This is a genomic window from Stenotrophomonas sp. NPDC047960, from assembly GCF_043204395.1.
Classification (GTDB): Bacteria; Pseudomonadota; Gammaproteobacteria; order Xanthomonadales; family Xanthomonadaceae; genus Stenotrophomonas.
The window spans coordinates 418,725-435,111 of record NZ_JBIDBX010000001.1 but is presented as its reverse complement, the minus strand read 5'-3'; the positions used below and the strand labels follow the sequence as shown (position 1 = coordinate 435,111).

At 67.5% G+C, this 16,387-nt stretch carries 13 protein-coding genes; 3 read left to right on the top strand and 10 right to left on the bottom strand.

The features are described from left to right. Positions 1-49 precede the first annotated feature (49 nt). Complete coding sequence (locus tag ACGFZ3_RS02240; RefSeq protein WP_392915820.1) at positions 50-1,504, top strand: MATE family efflux transporter; 1,455 nt, start codon at positions 50-52, stop codon at positions 1,502-1,504. A gap of 187 nt (positions 1,505-1,691) precedes the next feature. Here ACGFZ3_RS02240 and rplS read toward each other — a convergent pair whose 3' ends face one another. The 7 genes from rplS to ffh form a co-directional block, all read right to left on the bottom strand. Further along, positions 1,692-2,099: a 50S ribosomal protein L19 gene (rplS, locus tag ACGFZ3_RS02235; RefSeq protein ID WP_339445816.1), complete on the bottom strand. Its 408-nt coding sequence runs from the start codon at positions 2,097-2,099 to the stop codon at positions 1,692-1,694. 238 nt (positions 2,100-2,337) lie between these two features. Next, positions 2,338-3,081, bottom strand: a complete 744-nt coding sequence (gene trmD / locus ACGFZ3_RS02230) for a tRNA (guanosine(37)-N1)-methyltransferase TrmD (RefSeq protein ID WP_392915815.1) — start codon at positions 3,079-3,081, stop codon at positions 2,338-2,340. A gap of 3 nt (positions 3,082-3,084) precedes the next feature. Next, a complete protein-coding gene (rimM, locus tag ACGFZ3_RS02225; RefSeq protein ID WP_392915811.1) occupies positions 3,085-3,597 on the bottom strand; it encodes a ribosome maturation factor RimM in 513 nt (170 codons plus the stop codon). A 42-nt stretch (positions 3,598-3,639) separates the two neighbouring features. Next, complete coding sequence (gene rpsP / locus ACGFZ3_RS02220) at positions 3,640-3,900, bottom strand: 30S ribosomal protein S16 (RefSeq protein WP_068850278.1); 261 nt, start codon at positions 3,898-3,900, stop codon at positions 3,640-3,642. Positions 3,901-4,136: 236 nt separating this feature from the next. After that, complete coding sequence (locus tag ACGFZ3_RS02215; protein ID WP_392915807.1) at positions 4,137-4,922, bottom strand: aminotransferase class IV; 786 nt, start codon at positions 4,920-4,922, stop codon at positions 4,137-4,139. Continuing rightward, positions 4,919-5,995 carry an NAD(P)H-dependent flavin oxidoreductase gene (locus tag ACGFZ3_RS02210; protein WP_392915805.1) on the bottom strand — a complete coding sequence of 359 codons (1,077 nt, stop codon included), beginning with the start codon at positions 5,993-5,995 and terminating at the stop codon, positions 4,919-4,921. The genes ACGFZ3_RS02215 and ACGFZ3_RS02210 overlap by 4 nt, the downstream gene beginning before the upstream one ends. Before the next feature lie 97 nt (positions 5,996-6,092). After that, entirely contained in the window at positions 6,093-7,472 is a 1,380-nt protein-coding gene (gene ffh, locus ACGFZ3_RS02205; protein ID WP_392915802.1) for a signal recognition particle protein, read from the bottom strand. Between the two features lie 96 nt (positions 7,473-7,568). Between ffh and ACGFZ3_RS02200 the strand changes: the two genes are divergently transcribed. Further along, complete coding sequence (locus ACGFZ3_RS02200; RefSeq protein ID WP_392915799.1) at positions 7,569-8,363, top strand: inner membrane protein YpjD; 795 nt, start codon at positions 7,569-7,571, stop codon at positions 8,361-8,363. A 30-nt stretch (positions 8,364-8,393) separates the two neighbouring features. Here the strand turns inward: ACGFZ3_RS02200 and ACGFZ3_RS02195 are convergent, their stop codons facing one another. From ACGFZ3_RS02195 to radA, 3 genes are all read right to left on the bottom strand, one after another. Next, complete coding sequence (locus ACGFZ3_RS02195; RefSeq protein WP_392915796.1) at positions 8,394-10,700, bottom strand: hypothetical protein; 2,307 nt, start codon at positions 10,698-10,700, stop codon at positions 8,394-8,396. A 45-nt stretch (positions 10,701-10,745) separates the two neighbouring features. After that, positions 10,746-12,602, bottom strand: coding sequence for an ATP-binding protein (locus ACGFZ3_RS02190; RefSeq protein ID WP_392915793.1), 1,857 nt, complete (start codon positions 12,600-12,602; stop codon positions 10,746-10,748). Positions 12,603-12,687: 85 nt separating this feature from the next. Further along, entirely contained in the window at positions 12,688-14,064 is a 1,377-nt protein-coding gene (gene radA / locus ACGFZ3_RS02185) for a DNA repair protein RadA (RefSeq protein ID WP_392915791.1), read from the bottom strand. 171 nt (positions 14,065-14,235) lie between these two features. On the opposite strand from radA, the gene ACGFZ3_RS02180 reads away from it, so the two are divergent. Next, positions 14,236-16,293: a putative bifunctional diguanylate cyclase/phosphodiesterase gene (locus tag ACGFZ3_RS02180; RefSeq protein ID WP_392915789.1), complete on the top strand. Its 2,058-nt coding sequence runs from the start codon at positions 14,236-14,238 to the stop codon at positions 16,291-16,293. The last annotated feature ends 94 nt before the right edge of the window (positions 16,294-16,387 follow it).

The following is a 16,387-nucleotide window of genomic DNA, read 5'->3' as shown; positions in this document are numbered from 1 at the left end:
ACGGGGTTGGTGCTAGTGTGCCGCTCTCCGGGCTTGATCTCCAGAGCACATGGCCAAAGCGCCGCTTGACCTGACTACCGGCCCGATCGGGCGCAATCTGTTCCTGTTTGCCCTACCGATCCTGGCGGGCAACATTGCCCAGTCGTTGAACGGCTCGGTGAATGCGGTGTGGGTGGGCCGCTTCCTCGGCGAGGCAGCGCTGACTGCTACCGCCAACGCCAACAACATCATGTTCTTCCTGATCGGTTCGGTGTTCGGCATCGGCATGGCCGCCACCATCCTGATCGGACAGGCCATGGGCGCCAGGGACATCCCGCAGGCGCGGCGGGTGATGGGCACCAGTGCCACCTTCTTCATCGGGTTGTCGGTGGTGATCGCCATCGCCGGCTGGTGGCTGTCGCACCCGCTGCTGGCGGCGATGGGCACGCCGGCCGCGTCACTTCCGCTGGCCGAGGCCTACCTGCGCATCATCTTCCTGGCGATGCCTACGCTGTACGCGTTCGCCTTCCTCAGTTCGGCGCTCCGCGGCGTCGGCGATTCACGCACGCCGTTCCGCTTCCTGCTGCTGTCGGTGGTGCTGGATATCGGCTTCAACCCGCTGCTGATCTTCGGCATCGGGCCGTTCCCGAAGCTGGGCATCGCCGGTGCGGCGTGGGCCACGCTGATCGCGCAGACGCTGTCGCTGATCGGCCTGCTCTGGTACATGCGCAACAAGCGCCATGTGCTGTGGCTGGGCCGCAAGGACATGCGACTGTTCAGGATCGACACCGAGATCCTGCGCGCACTGGTGGTCAAAGGCGTGCCGATGGGCCTGCAGATGGTGCTGATTTCGCTGTCGATGATCATGATGATGACCATGGTCAACAGCTACGGCACCGACACCGCCGCAGCCTATGGTGCGTCGCTGCAGCTGTGGACGTATGTGCAGATGCCGGCCATGGCGATCGGTGCGGCGTGTTCGTCGATGGCGGCGCAGAACGTGGGCGCGGGCAACTGGTCGCGGGTGCGGGGTACCGCGCGCAGCGGCGTGCTGTACAACTTCCTGCTGACCGGTGTGCTTATCCTGCCGCTGATCCTGCTGGACCGTTACTCGCTGGCGCTGTTCCTGCCCAGCGGCAGCGAAGCGCTGGACGTGGCGCGCCACCTCAACCACATCGCGGTATGGTCATTCCTGTTCTTCGGGGTGAACTTCGTCATTTCCGGCGTGGTGCGCTCCACCGGTGCGGTGATACCGCCGCTGCTGATCCTGGCGGCATCGCTGTGGGGCATCCGGGTGCCATTCGCCGAACTGCTGCAGGATCGCCTCGGTGCGGACGCGGTGTGGTGGAGTTTCCCGGTGAGTTCGTTCTGCGCGATGCTGATGTCGCTGGCGTATTACCGCTGGGGCGGCTGGCGCAAGGCGCGCATGCTGCCGAGCCGCCGCGAGGAAATGGCCGCGCCGGCGGAGATTCCCGCATCGCCGCCCTCGCCGGTTGCCGATCCGGATCCGCACCCAACGCGGTAGAGCCCGCCCTGCGCGGCTGCGACGGCCAGCAGGCGCTCATGGCGCCGCACGAAGAGCAGCCACGCAGGGCGTGGCTCTACGAGCAATTCGATCAATTTGCATACATCCGGAAACGCAAACGGCCACCCGAAGGTGGCCGTCTGGTGGGGTAGGTACCGACCGTTGGTCGGTACACCACTCCAGAAGATTACTGGGCAGCCTTGGCAGCCAGGCGGGCGACCTTGGCCTGCGCAGCAGCGGCCAGATCTTCCTTGATGCGGGCAGCCTTGCCTTCCAGGCCACGCAGGTAGTACAGCTTGCCGGCGCGGACCTTACCACGACGCTTCACTTCGACCGAGTCGATGATGGCGCTGTGGGTCTGGAAGACGCGCTCGACGCCGTAGCCGTGCGAGATCTTGCGGACGGTGAACGCGGAGTTCAGGCCAGCGTTCTTGGTGCCGATCACGACGCCTTCGTACGCCTGGACGCGCTCACGGTTGCCTTCCTTCACCTTCACGTTCACGACAATGGTGTCGCCCTGGCTGAACTTCGGCAGCTCACGGGTGATCTGGGCGGATTCGAAGTCCGAGAGGATGGATTTGTTCAGCTTGCTCATGGGTGCACCGATTGTGTTCGTTCGGGTGGGCGTGTCGTTTCGACAACGTAGGCTCATGCAGTCACCGGACTGTGCTGCACGTTTTTTGTAGGGTTTCCACCGCCAGGCGTGAAAGGCCTGATGGGAATCCGCAATTCTAACCAGTTTCTGCATGTGATGCCAGTCCGGTAGCGCCGGCCGTTGGCCGGCCCACGGACCGCCAGGGCCGGCCAGCGGCCGGCGCTACCACATGCCGGCGTTACGGCAGTTCGGCCCGCGCCTGGTCCAGCAGGATCCGGTCGGCCTTGGACAGGCTGGCCTCGTCGAGCAGGTCCGGGCGGCGCAGCCAGGTCCGCAGCAGCGACTGCTGGCGGCGCCAGCGGGCGATGGCCGCGTGGTTGCCCGAGCGCAGCACGTCCGGGACATCGCCCCATTCATGGTGTGCCGGCTGGCTGAAGTGCGGGCAATCCAGCAGCCCCTGCGGGCCTTCGAAACTGTCCTGGGCGGCAGACTCGGCGTCGTTCAAGGCGCCTTCCTGCAGCCGGGTAACGGCATCCACGATCACCGCCGCACCCAGCTCACCGCCGGACAGGACGTAATCGCCAATCGAGATTTCCTCGCTGACCTCAGCCGCCAGGAAGCGCTCGTCCACGCCTTCGTAGCGCCCGCACAGCAGGATCATGCGCGGCAGCGCGGCCAGTTCCCTGACCTTGGCCTGGGTCAGCGGCTTGCCCTGCGGGCTGAGGTAGATCACCGGGGCCGGCGCCGGGTCGGCAGCCTTGGCCGCAGCCAGACAGGCCCGCAGGGGCTCGATCAGCATCACCATGCCCGGTCCACCACCGAACGGACGGTCGTCCACGCGGCGATAGTTGCCCTCGGCGTAGTCACGCGGATTCCAGCCATGCAGGTCCAGCAGGCCGCGTTCAGCGGCACGGCCGACCACGCCGAGCGCGGCCGACTGCGCCATGAACTCCGGGAACAAGGTGATGACGTCAATGCGCACCGGTCAGAACTCCGGGTCCCAGTCAACGATCACCAGGTTGGCCTCGAAATCCACCGATTTCACGAAGTCCGGCTGCACGAACGGGATCATCCGCTCGCGGTCACCCTGTACCACCACCACGTCGTTGGAGCCGGTCGAGAACAGGTGCGACACCCGGCCCAGTTCGACGCCCTCAACGGTGCGCACCTGCAGGCCTTCCAGATCGACCCAGTAATACTCGTCGGCCTTCGGCGGCGGCAGCGCGCTGCGTGCTACATAGACTTCGGTCCCGTACATCGACTCGACCACGTCGCGGTCGGTGACACCGGGAAACACCGCTACCAGATGCTTGCCGGACTGACGTCCGCGCGCGCCGGCGAGGGTGCTCTCCTGGCCGGCGGGCGAGCGCAGGATCCAGGGCTGATAGTTGAAGATGGCGGTACGCGGCTCGGTCCAGGACTCGAGCTTCATCTCGCCTCGCACACCAAAAGCGCCGACAATCCTGCCCAGCAGGATGCGGCGCTCGGTATCTTTCATCTGTATATGCCGACGGGCCGCGCCAGGCGCGGCCCTTCAGGATCAGGCCGCAGCGGCCTGGGCCTTGGTCGCTTCCTTGTACAGGTTGCGAACCTTGTCGGTCAGCTGGGCGCCGTTGGCGACCCATGCGTCGACCTTCGGGATATCCAGCACGATGCGGGCTTCGGCGCCCTGGGCAACCGGGTTGTAGTAACCCACGCGCTCGATGTTGCGGCCGTCACGCGCGCTGCGCGAGTCGGTCACGATGATGTGGTAGAACGGACGCTTCTTGGCGCCGCCGCGGGTCAGTCGGATCTTGACCATGGTGTTGCTTCCTCTGTTGCCCAGTCGCCAGGATGGCGCGGTAAGCCGGCGATTATAGCGGCGGGGTCGGGGCATTCCAAGCCCAGCGGGGGCTGTGAAGATGAACGGGGGCTTCAGGCGTCGCCTGGGCCGCCGCACGACCAACGGTCGTGCGCTACCGGGGGCGCCATTGCCCGATGTGGTGCCGGGCGTGCCATTGCCCGGTTTGGTAGGGCACGACCGTTGGTCGTGCCGCCTTACGCCAGAGGCTGCCACCCCTGCCCGCCCAACGTGGCCAACGCCTTCTGCGCCAATGCCTCGGATTCCGGGAACCGGTGATCATCAATGCTGGCTATTGGCCATACACCGGAGGCGTTGAGGCCGATGGCGGCATCGAACCCGCCCAGCTGCTCCAGGCTCACCGCCTCCAGTGTCGGTGCCCCGCCCCACCCCGCCTGCAGCAGGCGCTCATGGGTGCCGCGCAGCGCCGGTGCCTGTGGCCACACCACCTCGCCGTTGCGCGCGAACGCCACGTTCCAGGTGGTGCCTTCACTGACCCGCCCCTGCGCATCCACGAACAGCGCATCGTCGAAACCGGCCTGCAGCGCCTGGCGTCGATGCTGGAACAACGCAAAGGTGCCTACATGTTTGAGGTGCGGCAGCTCGCGCTGGTAGCGCACGCTGCACACGCGTCGCGGTGATGAAGGGGCCGATGCCGGCGGCGCCACCGCGACCAGCACGTCCACCGGTACCGGCTGCAGCGGCTGGCGGAAATCGAACGCGCGGGAAAACACCGTTACCCGCAGCGAGGCATCGACCATGCCTTCGGCCTGCAGCGCGGCGTGCATCCAGGCCTGCACCTGCGTGCCATCCAGCGTGCTGCCGAACAGTTCCCCGGTGCCCTGGCGCAAGCGCCGCAGGTGCAGGTCCAACCCCTGCACCGCACCGCCGCGCACCTGCAGGGAGCTGAAATGACCGTAGTTGACCAGTGCGCCGGCCAGTTCGTCGGCGCTGGCGCGATGGCCGTTGCAGTACACGCTCATCCCAGCAACCCGCGCGCGTCGGCCCACAGCGTCCGCAGCACGTCGGCCGCCGGCGTGTCGGGCGCCATCCAGGCCGATTGCCCGGCCCACGCCTGCATCGCGTCGATGCGGTGTTCGCGGTTGGCGTGGGCGCGCATCGGCGCGGTCAGGCCGCGCTGCACCGGGTACGGGCGCGGAGGCGGTGCGGATGGGTCGGCGGCTGCTCGTACATACGGCGTGGCAAGCCCACGGCCGAGCCGGCCGCTGAAGGCGCGGGTCGGCCAGGTGTCTTCCGGTTCGGCGGCAGCCAGTGCCTGCGACCAGGCCGGATCGATCGCGCATTCGGGCGTGCGCAGGAAGGCGGTGCCGATCTGCACTGCGCTGGCACCGAGCATCAGCGCGGCGGCGATGCCGCGGCCGTCGGCGATGCCACCTGCGGCGATCACCGGCACCTGCAGGCGGTCGGCCAGGCGCGGCACCAACGCGAACAACCCGACCAGCTGGCGTTCGGCCGCCGCCGGGTCGAAGGCGCCACGATGGCCGCCGGCCTCAAAGCCCTGCGCGACCACCGCATCGGCACCGGCCGCTTCGGCAGCCAGTGCTTCGGCCAGGGTGGTGGCGCAGGCGAACCAGGCGATGCCGGCGTCCTTCAGGCGCCGCACCTGGACGGCGTTGAAGACGCCCATGATGGTGGAGGCGACCGCAGGTTGCGCGGCGATGAGCGCATCGAACTGCGCGTCGAAATCGGCCGGACCGGCATCGGCCGCGTCTATCGGTACCTCAGGGCCCCACTGCGCGAGAAACGCACGGGTGGCGGCTTCGGCGGCGGGATCACGCACGGGCGCAGGGTCCGGGATCCACACATTGACCTGCGCCGGGCCGGAGGACTGGGCGCGGAAGGCGTCCATCCAGGCCACGATGTCCTGCGGCTGCGAAAGGACCGCGCCCATCGCACCCATGCTGCCGTGGTTGGCCAGCACGGCCGACAGCCTCACCGGGCAGGCGCCGGCCATCGGGGCCAGCAGGATGGGGGACTGCAATGAAAAACGCCGACAGAAGCTGTCGGCGCGTTCAAGGATTCGCGGGTCGGTCATGCGGGGCGCACCTTGGGGTCGACCTTTACAGTCTACGCCGGGTGCTGCGTGGACACGCATGGCGTGTCCCTACGTATTATCGCCGCATGGCGCGGGCTCAGCGGAACGGAAGGCCGCCGCGGCCGCCCATGGCGCCCATCATGCCCTTCATGCTGCGCATCATGCCCTTCATGCCGCCGCCGGCCATCTTGCTCATCATCTTTTCCATCTGCTGATACTGCTTCATCAGCTTGTTGACATCGGCCGGGGTCAGCCCGGAACCGCGCGCGATGCGGGCGCGGCGCGAGCCGTTGAGCAGGCCCGGGTTGCGGCGTTCCTTCTTGGTCATCGAATTGATGATGGCGATCATGCGCGGCACTTCCTTGCCCTGGCTGACCTGCTGCTTGAGGTGCTCGGGAATCTGGCCCAGGCCCGGCAGCTTGTCCATCAGCCCGCCGATGCCGCCCATGTTCTGCATCTGCTCAAGCTGGTCGCGCATGTCGTTCAGGTCGAACTTCTTGCCCTTGGCCACCTTCTCGGCCAGCTTCTGCGCCTTGTCCTTGTCGACCTGCTGCTCGACCTGCTCCACCAGCGACAGCACGTCGCCCATGTCCAGGATGCGGCTGGCGATACGGTCCGGGTGGAACACATCCAGGCCGTCCGGCTTTTCGCTGACGCCGACGAACTTGATCGGCTTGCCGGTGATGTAGCGCACACTCAGCGCTGCACCGCCACGGGCGTCACCGTCGGTCTTGGTCAGCACCACGCCGGTGAGCGGCAACGCCTCACCGAAGGCCTTGGCGGTATTGGCCGCGTCCTGGCCGGTCATGGCATCGACCACGAACAGGGTTTCGGCCGGGTTCACCGCCGCGTGCAGGGCCTTGATCTCGGCCATCATCGCGTCGTCGATGGCCAGGCGGCCGGCGGTATCGACCAGCAGCACGTCCACGAACGACCTGCGTGCATCATCAATGGCCGCGCGCACGATGGCTTCCGGCTTCTGGTCGGCGCTGGACGGGAAGAACAGCACACCCACCTGGTCGGCCAGGGTCTTGAGCTGCTCGATCGCGGCCGGACGGTAGACGTCAGCCGACACCACCATCACCTTCTTCTTGCGCTTTTCCTTCAGGTGCTTGGCCAGCTTGCCCACCGTGGTGGTCTTGCCCGCACCCTGCAGGCCCGCCATCAGGATGATGGCCGGGGCCGGCACGTTGAGGTTCAGGTCGGAAGCAGCCGAGCCCATCACGGCGGTCAGCTCGTCGCGCACGACCTTGATCAGCGCCTGGCCCGGGGTCAGCGACTTGAGCACTTCCTGGCCCACCGCGCGCACCTTGATGCGCTCGACCAGGGCCTGCACGACCGGCAGGGCGACGTCGGCTTCCAGCAGCGCGATGCGCACCTCACGGGTGGCCTCGCGGATGTTTTCCTCGGTGAGGCGACCGCGGCCACGCAGCCGCTCGATGGTGCCGGAGAGGCGCTGGGTCAGGGACTCGAACATGGAGGCAACCTGTTCAGAACGAAAGACAATGAGACGTACAGTATAGCGGGTCTGCTGCACTCCCCTGAGGGGCCGGGGGTATGCGAAACTGACACGATGACAATCGTTCTCATCGCCACCCTGCTCTACCTTGCCGCCACCGCCCTGCTGGTGCGCGCGGTGGTGCGCGATGACGCCAACCGCTTGCCGATCTGGCTATGGCCGGCGGTGCCGGCGATGGTCCTGCACGGCAGCTACCACGCGCTGGTGGCCCTGCACACCAGCGGCGGGCCGGACATGCACTTCTTCGCCGCGCTGTCGCTGGTGGGGCTGGGCATGGCCTGGCTGACGTCGCTGGTGGCCGCGCGCGGTCGGATGGCAGCACTGGGCGTACTGGTCTTTCCGATGGCTGCGGCGGTGCTGTGTGTCTACCACGGCCATGGGCATGCTCCGAGCCGTCCGCTGGGCTGGCAGCTGTCGACGCACGCCTGGATGGCGCTGCTGGCCTACGCCACCCTGAGCGTGGCCGCGCTGCTGGCGATCATGCTGTGGCTGCAGGAACGCGCCCTGCGCCGCCGCGATTTCCGGCCGTGGCTGCGCGCCCTGCCGCCATTGGCCGACCTGGAAGCGCTGCTGTTCCGGGTGATCGCGGTGGGGTTTGCACTGTTGACCCTGACCCTGGTCACCGGCGTGCTGTTTGTCGACGACCTGCTTGCACAGAAGCTGGTGCACAAGACCGTGCTGAGCGTGTTGTCCTGGATCGTGTTCGGCACCCTGCTGATCGGCCGCCGCCGGTATGGCTGGCGCGGCGCCAAGGCGGTGCACTGGACGCTGACCGCGATGGCGCTGCTGCTGCTGGCGTTCTTCGGCAGCCAGTTCGTGATCGAACTGGTGTTCGGGCGCGCACGCTAGCCGATAGCGGCGGCGCGCCCGGTCCAGTGCTCAGAGACCGTAACGCGTTATCACGTCAAGGTGCCGCTGCTCGTCCTGGCCACAGGCCTCGGCAAGGCGCAGCCAACACATCCGATGCGGCCACTCCGCCGTTGCCTCCAGCAGGAACTGGTGCAGTGCCAGCGGTGGCTCGTCCAGTGGCTGGGCCACGGTGAACAGCACCCCCGGCTGGGGCACCGCATCCCCTTCGCTGTCGGTGAGCTGATAGTCATCGGCGCTGTGGGCCCACACTTTCCAGCCTCGTGCCTTGACCGCGTCGGAGAAGATGGCCCATGCATCTTCCCCCGGGTGCACGCCGTCGACCAGCCAGCTCGCCGCATGGCCACCGCTCTCGAGCAGATGGACTTCGGCATGGGTCGGCATGAAGCGGCTGCGCTCCGCCTCGTCTTCGGGAACGGGGTGCACCAGCTCGGCATCGAACACCACCCAGTCGTCGACCCGCTGGCGGCGGTGGGCCGGCGCGTTCTCCACGATGCGTGCCGTCACCGGGCCGGTGCGCCGCGCGTAGTATTCGATCGGCTCGCCAGAATCCATGCAACGGATGATCACCCAGCCGAAGTCCTCTTCGACAGGCCCCTGCGTGCTCTCCAGCTGCATGCCGATGGCGGCCGCCGACGCGCGCACGGCCTCCCAGTCGCGCGCGGCGCTGGCCGCGGTCATGTGGTCCCAGTGCGCACTGCGCGGTTCCTCCAGCACTTCGGTGAGGTGGCGGTACTGCGTGGCAGCGTCCTGGAAGCGGTGCATGGCCATCAGCGCCATCGCCAGCAGGTTGCGCGCGCCGTGCGATCCCGGCGAGGCCACAAGCAATGCCGAGCAGGCGTGCTCCAGCGCGGTCCAATCGGACAGCTTGTGGGCCATCTGCGCCTGGCACCACAGTGCGAATACCGGCACCTGCGGCTGGTAGTGCCGCACCAGCCGGTCAAGCCCGGCCTGGTCGCCGCGCTGCACCAGCAGCCGCATCAACGAGTAGGCCGGCGCAGCATCCTGGTGCGCATGGCGATCAACGAACGCCCACAGCAACGCAATGGCTTCATCCTCGGCCCCGCAGGCATTGAGCGCCGATGCAGCCACGTCCAGCATCTCCGCATCGTCGGGCCGTGCCGCCACCCCCTGCAGCAGCCACTGCGCTTCGCGCTCCGGATCACGCCCTTCCCCGTTCCCGCCCTGCTCGACCAGCCAGCCCAGCAGGGCTTCGGCGGGCACGGGCAAGGCGGGTGCTGCAGGGGCGGCACCGATGCGTGCGGCCATCGCCGCCACGGCCTGCGCGGCGCCGCGGTCCTGGCGCAGCCTGCCCAGGTGTTCCCGGGCCAGCGCCAGGTGGCGTTGCGCGGTCCACACCGCGCCACGCTGCAGCGCCATGTCCACGCACAACCCCGCGATCTCGATCACGAAACGGTGCGCGCCGACCTCGGCGTAGTGCGCCAGCGTCGCGCTGAGCCGCCGGCCCAGGTCCCAACTGTTGCGCTCGGGCGCGTTGCGTACCAGCAGCGCCACCGTGTGTGCCCACATGCGGCGGTAGTTGGGCGACACCTGGTGCCAGGGCACCAGCGCTTCCAGCGCCTCGTCATCGCGCCCCAGCTGGGCCAATGCCCACGCGCGCGACAGTCTGCGCGGCACGGTGCAGTTGGCCGGCTCGGACTCGCGCTCGGCATCCACCTCGGCCTGGCGCTGCTCGATCAGCGTCAGTGCCTCGGCGGCGCGGCCGCTGGCAAGAAGGATCTTGATGCGCATTTCCGGAAAGCTGTCGTAGACCTTGCGGCCATGTGCCAGCACGGCGCCGGCCTGCACGTCCAGATAGTCCAGCGCGCCCTGCGGGTTGCCATCGTCAAGCAGGGCGTCGGCCTTTTCGCAGCTCAGGCACTGGAAGCACGCCCAGCTCGGGTCGATCCGCGCCAGCGTTTCCTCGCACACTTCCACACGTTCAGGCACCCAGCCCGGACCATCGATGTTGCCGTAGCAGGCGGCCAGGTCTTGGGTGACGCACACGGACTGCGGGCACTCCACGGTATCGGCGCGGTGCGCGCGCTCGAACAGCGCCACTGCGTCACCCAGCGCCGATTCGCCTTCCAGCCGGTTGCCGACCCGATTGCGCATCTCCCAGTGGCCGACGAACACTTCCAGCCATGGATTGCCCAGCGTTTTGCCGAGCGCACGCGCTTCGGGCAGCAATGCATCGACGCGATCCATGCGCAGCTCGCAGACCTCGTCGGTCAGCCGGGTCAGCAGCTGCGCGCTCTGCGCCTGCCCTGCCTCACCCAGATCGTCCTGCAGTTTTTCCACCCAGTTCCAGATATCCATGCGGTAATGCCGTCCTTTGTCGCCTGATGTTGTAGAAGGGAAGTGTCAGCGCGGCTGCAGCATCTGCTGCAGCGCATCGGCGATGTCGCCGAAGGCGCGATTGAGATCGCCGCTGGCCATGCCGCCGTCCTGCGTGCGCCCCTGGGCGCTGACGATCACCTTCAGCGAGCGGAGCAGGCGTGCTGCGGCCTCGGCCTGCGGGTTGCCGGCACGCATCGCGGCCAGCAGGGCGTGCACGGCGGGGTTGTCCAGGTTGAGGTACAGGCGCGAGGGTGCGCGCGCGGCGATGCGGGCGGTGAACTGACGTGCGAGCCGCAGCGCCGCCATCGAAACACGCTTGTCGTTCTCGTCGTCTTCCAGGCGCCGCTTCAGTTCGGCCTCGCGATCGGGCACCACTACCACCGGCAGCGCGGCCGGGCTGAAATGCGCCGGCAGCAGCTGTTCGCCGTCGCCTAGGTGCGTCCGCAGCCAGGCCAGCTCGGCCTCGGGCAGGGTGTCGGTACGGAACAGCGCGCGATTGCCCTTTTCGGTACCCAGCTCCACCAGGCGCATGCCCTTGGCCTGGGTCCAGCGTCGGAGGAAAGGGACCACCGCGTACCGGTTGCCATGCGCCACCGGTACGCCCATCGCACGGAACAGCATTTCCTCGAAACCACCGCCGCTGTCCAGGATCACGTGCACCGCACCGCGCGACGGCAGTTCGCTGGCCTTGATGTCGCCGTGCGAGCTTGGCACGCGCACGTGTTCGAGCAGCAGCTGGAACAGGCGGTCGTCGCAGAGCGACGCCCCCAGCAGTGCCTCGTTGTGTCGGGCCAGGATGCGCCGCCACGCTTCGGGCTGCTGCCGTGCAATGTCCACCAGCCCGTCAATGAGCGCCTCGCTCAAAGCATGCTGGACCGCGTTGTAGGTTTCATCACGCTGCAGGTCCTCCCGGCTCGCGGTGGGGGTGAGCCGGCCGGATTCGATCACCCCGCCGATGAAACCGGCCCACGGCGGCAGCAGGTCGCGCGCGTCGTCATCGAGCAGCATCCCGCGCACGAATACGGACAGGTTGCGGTTGTCGCTGGTGCCGTAGGTCGCGCCGTCCTGCACCCACAGCAGCCCGACCGCATCGCTGCCGCCTTCGGCGCGCAACGGCATGCAGGCGATCGGCTCGAAGCTGCGCTCGAAGTGCGCAGCAAACTCCAGCGCGCGCCGCTGCGCCTGCAGCGGATGCAGGACCACGCCGGCCTGCGGTCGCCACGGCGGCGGCTCGGGGTTGATCGCCTGTGCATCCTGGCCGACGTGGATCGGTTCGCCCAGCAGCGCGCAGTAACGGCCAAGGATCTCGCGCAGGTTCTGCTCCTGCGCCAGGTGCACGTAACTGCCATGCAGTTCAAGAACCACCTCGGTTCCCACCGCGCGCGCAGGGATTGGCGACACCGTGTACTGCTCGGCGTTGCTGGATACGTAGCAATGGCCCAGGCCGGGCTGCTGGTAGGAGGTGGTCCGCACGGTCACCCGGCGCGCCAGCACGAACGCGGAGAGGAAGCCCAGCCCGAACATCCCGATCAGGCCTTCATCGTCTTCACCCGCCTGGCGCAGGCCGCGGGTATAGCCCACCCCGACGGTGGCCAGGTAATCGTGGATTTCCTGCTGGGTCAGGCCAGCACCGGTATCGATGATCCTTACGATGCCGTTGACGGCATCGCCGTGCACTTCGATCCGGCCCGCCTCGTCCCAGCCAGCCTGCTCAAGGCGCCGCCGCACCAGTGAATCGTGCGCGTTCTGTACCAGTTCGCGCAGGGCCACCACGGGGGTGGAATACAGGTGCTTGCCAAGTACCGTCATCAATCCATTGAGGTCGACACCGGCGCGGCGGATCTCGCTGGCGCCCTGTGCCTCCAGGGAAGTCTCGTGCATGTAATCGTTTTCTCCGTCAGGAACGGAAAACTACCACAGCGTGGCCGCGCATTGCCTGCGCGGCGGCGCACTGGAAACGCCGGATTCAGATGGCGTCGATGGCCTCGGACAGGCGCTCTACCGCGATGACCTCCATGCCTTTCACGCTGCCGGTCTTGGGTGCATTGGCCTTGGGCACGATGGCACGCTTGAAGCCGTGCGTGGCCGCTTCGCGAAGGCGGTCCTCGCCGTTCGGTACCGGGCGGATCTCGCCGGACAGGCCCACTTCGCCAAAGGCAATCGTCTTCTCCGCCAGCGGGCGGTCCTGCAGCGAGGACAACACCGCCAGCAGCACCGGCAGGTCCACTGCGGTTTCCTGCACGCGGATGCCGCCCACCACGTTGACGAACACGTCCTGGTCGCCCACCAGTACCCCGCCGTGTCGATGCAGTACCGCCAGCAGCATCGCCAGGCGGTTCTGTTCCAGCCCCACCGCCACGCGGCGCGGATTCGACAGCGGCGAGGCATCCACCAGCGCCTGCACTTCCACCAGCAACGGCCGGGTGCCTTCGCGGGTGACCATCACGCAGCTGCCCGGCTGCCGGGTGCTGCCGCCGGACAGGAAGATCGCCGAGGGATTGGACACTTCCTTCAATCCCTTCTCGCCCATCGCGAACACGCCCAGCTCGTTCACCGCGCCGAAGCGGTTCTTGAACGCGCGCAACAGCCGGAAGCGGCTGCCGCTCTCGCCTTCGAAATACAGCACCGCATCGACCATGTGCTCGAGCACGCGCGGGCCGGCAATGCCGCCTTCCTTCGTCACATGCCCCACCAGGAACACGGCCGTGCCGGTTTCCTTGGCAAAGCGCACCAGCCGCGCCGCGCTTTCCCGCACCTGGCTTACCGAGCCGGGCGCGGCGGTGAGCGATTCGGTCCACAGGGTCTGCACCGAATCGGCCACGATCAGCTTCGGCCGCGCCGCGCTGGCGTGCTGCAGGATGGCCTCGACCTGGGTTTCGGCGAGTGCGTTGACGTTGTCCAGCGGCAGGTCCAGCCGCACCGCGCGGCCGGCCACCTGCGACAGCGACTCTTCGCCGGTGATGTACAGCACCGGCAGCGTGGCGGCCATTTTCGCCACCGCCTGCAGCAGCAGGGTCGACTTGCCGATGCCCGGGTCACCGCCGACCAGCACCACCGCGCCCTCGACCAGGCCGCCCCCCAGCACGCGGTCGAATTCGCCGATGCCGGTGCTTACCCGGAGGTGCTCGGTCTGCTGCACGTCCTTGAGCGCCATGATCTTCGGCGCATCGACCTTACCGGCCCAGCCCGAACGGCGCGCGGCCGGTGACTTGGTGGCCGCCGCGCTTTCCAGCGTGAACTCGCTCAGCACGTTCCAGGCGCCGCACTCGGTGCACTGCCCCTGCCACTTGCTGTATTCCGCGCCGCATTCGCTGCACACGTAGGCGGTAAGCCGCTTGCCCATGTCAAATCCAATTCATCGTCTGTCGGGCAGGATAGCCGAGCCGCGTCGCAGCAACCGAGACCTGCGCCCGACCGCCCGCTGAACGCCCCCGCTCAACCTTGTGCCGCCCCGGCCGATACCGTGGCGGGCGCACGCGCCTTTTCCCTTCCCCACGTCACCCCAGGCTTCTACATGACCGGCACCTACAGCCAGAGTCTCGTCTTCTTCTCGCTGCTGGTTGCCATCCTCGCTTCGTATACCGCGCTGGACATGGCCGGTCGGCTGGCCAGCACCGAAGGCCGCGTGGCCCGCTGGTGGCTGGCCGGAGGCGCTGCCGCCATGGGCCTGGGCATCTGGTCCATGCATTTCGTGGGCATGCTTGCTTTCCACCTGCCGATCCCGGTCGGCTACGACCTCGCCATTACGCTCTATTCGCTGGCCGCGTCGGTAGGCGCATCGGCCTATGCGCTGTGGCTGGTGTCGCGCCCGGAACTGCCGTGGCCGCGCCTGGTGGCGGGCGCGGTGCTGATGGGGCTGGGCATCGCCTGCATGCACTACCTGGGCATGGCCGCGATGCGGATGCAGCCTGGCATCGACTACGACCCGCTGTGGTTCACCGCTTCGCTGCTCATTGCCATCGTCGCGGCCGGCGCCGCCTTGTGGATCGCCTTCCGGCTGCGCACCCAGCAGCGCCGTACCGGGCTGCTGCGCGGGGTAGCCTCGCTGGTGATGGGCCTCGCCATCGTGGGCATGCATTACACCGGCATGGCCGCCGCCAACTTCCCGGAAGGCAGCATCTGCGGCGCCGTGTACGCCAATGGGCTGGATACCAAGTGGCTGGCGGTGCTGGTCATCGTCACCACCCTGGCCACGCTGGGCATCGCGCTGATCGCCTCGCTGTTCGACCGCCAGATGCGAACCCGCACCGGCCTGCTGGCCGATTCGCTGGCCCAGGCCAACGAAAAGCTGCTGCAGGCCGCGCTGCACGACCCGCTCACCCAGCTGCCCAACCGCATGCTGCTGCAGGACCGCATCGAACAGACCATCGAAAAAGCCAGGCGGCGCAACTTCAGCTTCGCGGTGATGTTCTGCGACCTGGACGGCTTCAAGGCCATCAACGATGCCTACGGCCACCAGCTCGGCGACAAGCTGCTCATCGAAGTAAGCCAGCGCGTCAGCGGGCTGCTGCGCGCGCAGGACACCTTTGCCCGGCTGGGCGGCGATGAGTTCGTCATCGTGTTCCAGCTGGACGTGCCCGAGGATGCAGCCGTGGTAGCCGAGCGCATCATCGCCAGCGTGGGCGAGCCGTTCGAGATCGACACGCTGGAACTGCAGGTGACCGCCAGCCTGGGCATAGCGCTTTACCCCACCGATGCCACTACCGAACGTGAGCTGATGGCGCACGCCGATGCGGCCATGTACCACACCAAGGACTCGGGACGGAACGGCTATACGTTCTTCACCGAAGCGATGCACGTGAGCGCCAACCGCCAGCTCAAGCTGCTGCAGGAACTGCGCCGGGCGGTGCAGCGCGATGAAATGGTGCTGCACTACCAGCCGAAGTTCCGCGCCGATGGCGGCGGGTTGATCGGCGCCGAGGCGCTGGTGCGTTGGCAGCACCCCGAACTGGGCCTGCTGGGGCCGGATACCTTCATTCCGATTGCCGAGCGCAGCGGGCTGATCCTGCCCCTGGGCGACTGGGTGCTGGACCAGGCCTGCGCGCAGCTGCGGCAGTGGCATGACGCCGGGCACGCGGGGTGGTCGATGGCGGTGAACCTGTCGCCGCTGCAGTTCGCCTCGGCGTCGCTGCTGGAGACAGTAAAGAAAACCCTGCAGCGCCACGATCTGGCCCCGCACCACCTCACCCTGGAAGTGACTGAAACCACGGCCATGCAGGATGTGGAAGCCAGCCTGCAGATCCTGCACGGGCTGACCGCGATGGGGGTGAACATCTCCATCGATGACTTCGGCACGGGCTATTCCAGCCTGCTGTACCTCAAGCGCATGCCGGCCACCGAACTGAAGATCGACCGCGCGTTCGTGCGTGACCTGGAGGACAACGCCGAAGATGCGGCGATTGTGTCCTCGATCATCGCGCTGGGGCGTTCGCTGCAGCTGCAGATCGTGGCCGAAGGGGTGGAAACGGCCGGCCAGCGCGATTATCTAAACGCCATGGGCTGCGACCTCCTGCAGGGCTACCACCTGGGCAAGCCGGTGGCCGCCGACGAGTTCCTGCGCAACGCCGCATAGCCGGCAGCGGTAGGGTCGGTCATCGTGCTGGAACGACTGACAAACAAAAAGGCCGCCCCTTGGGGCGGCCTTTCTGCGTGCATGCGGTCGGTGG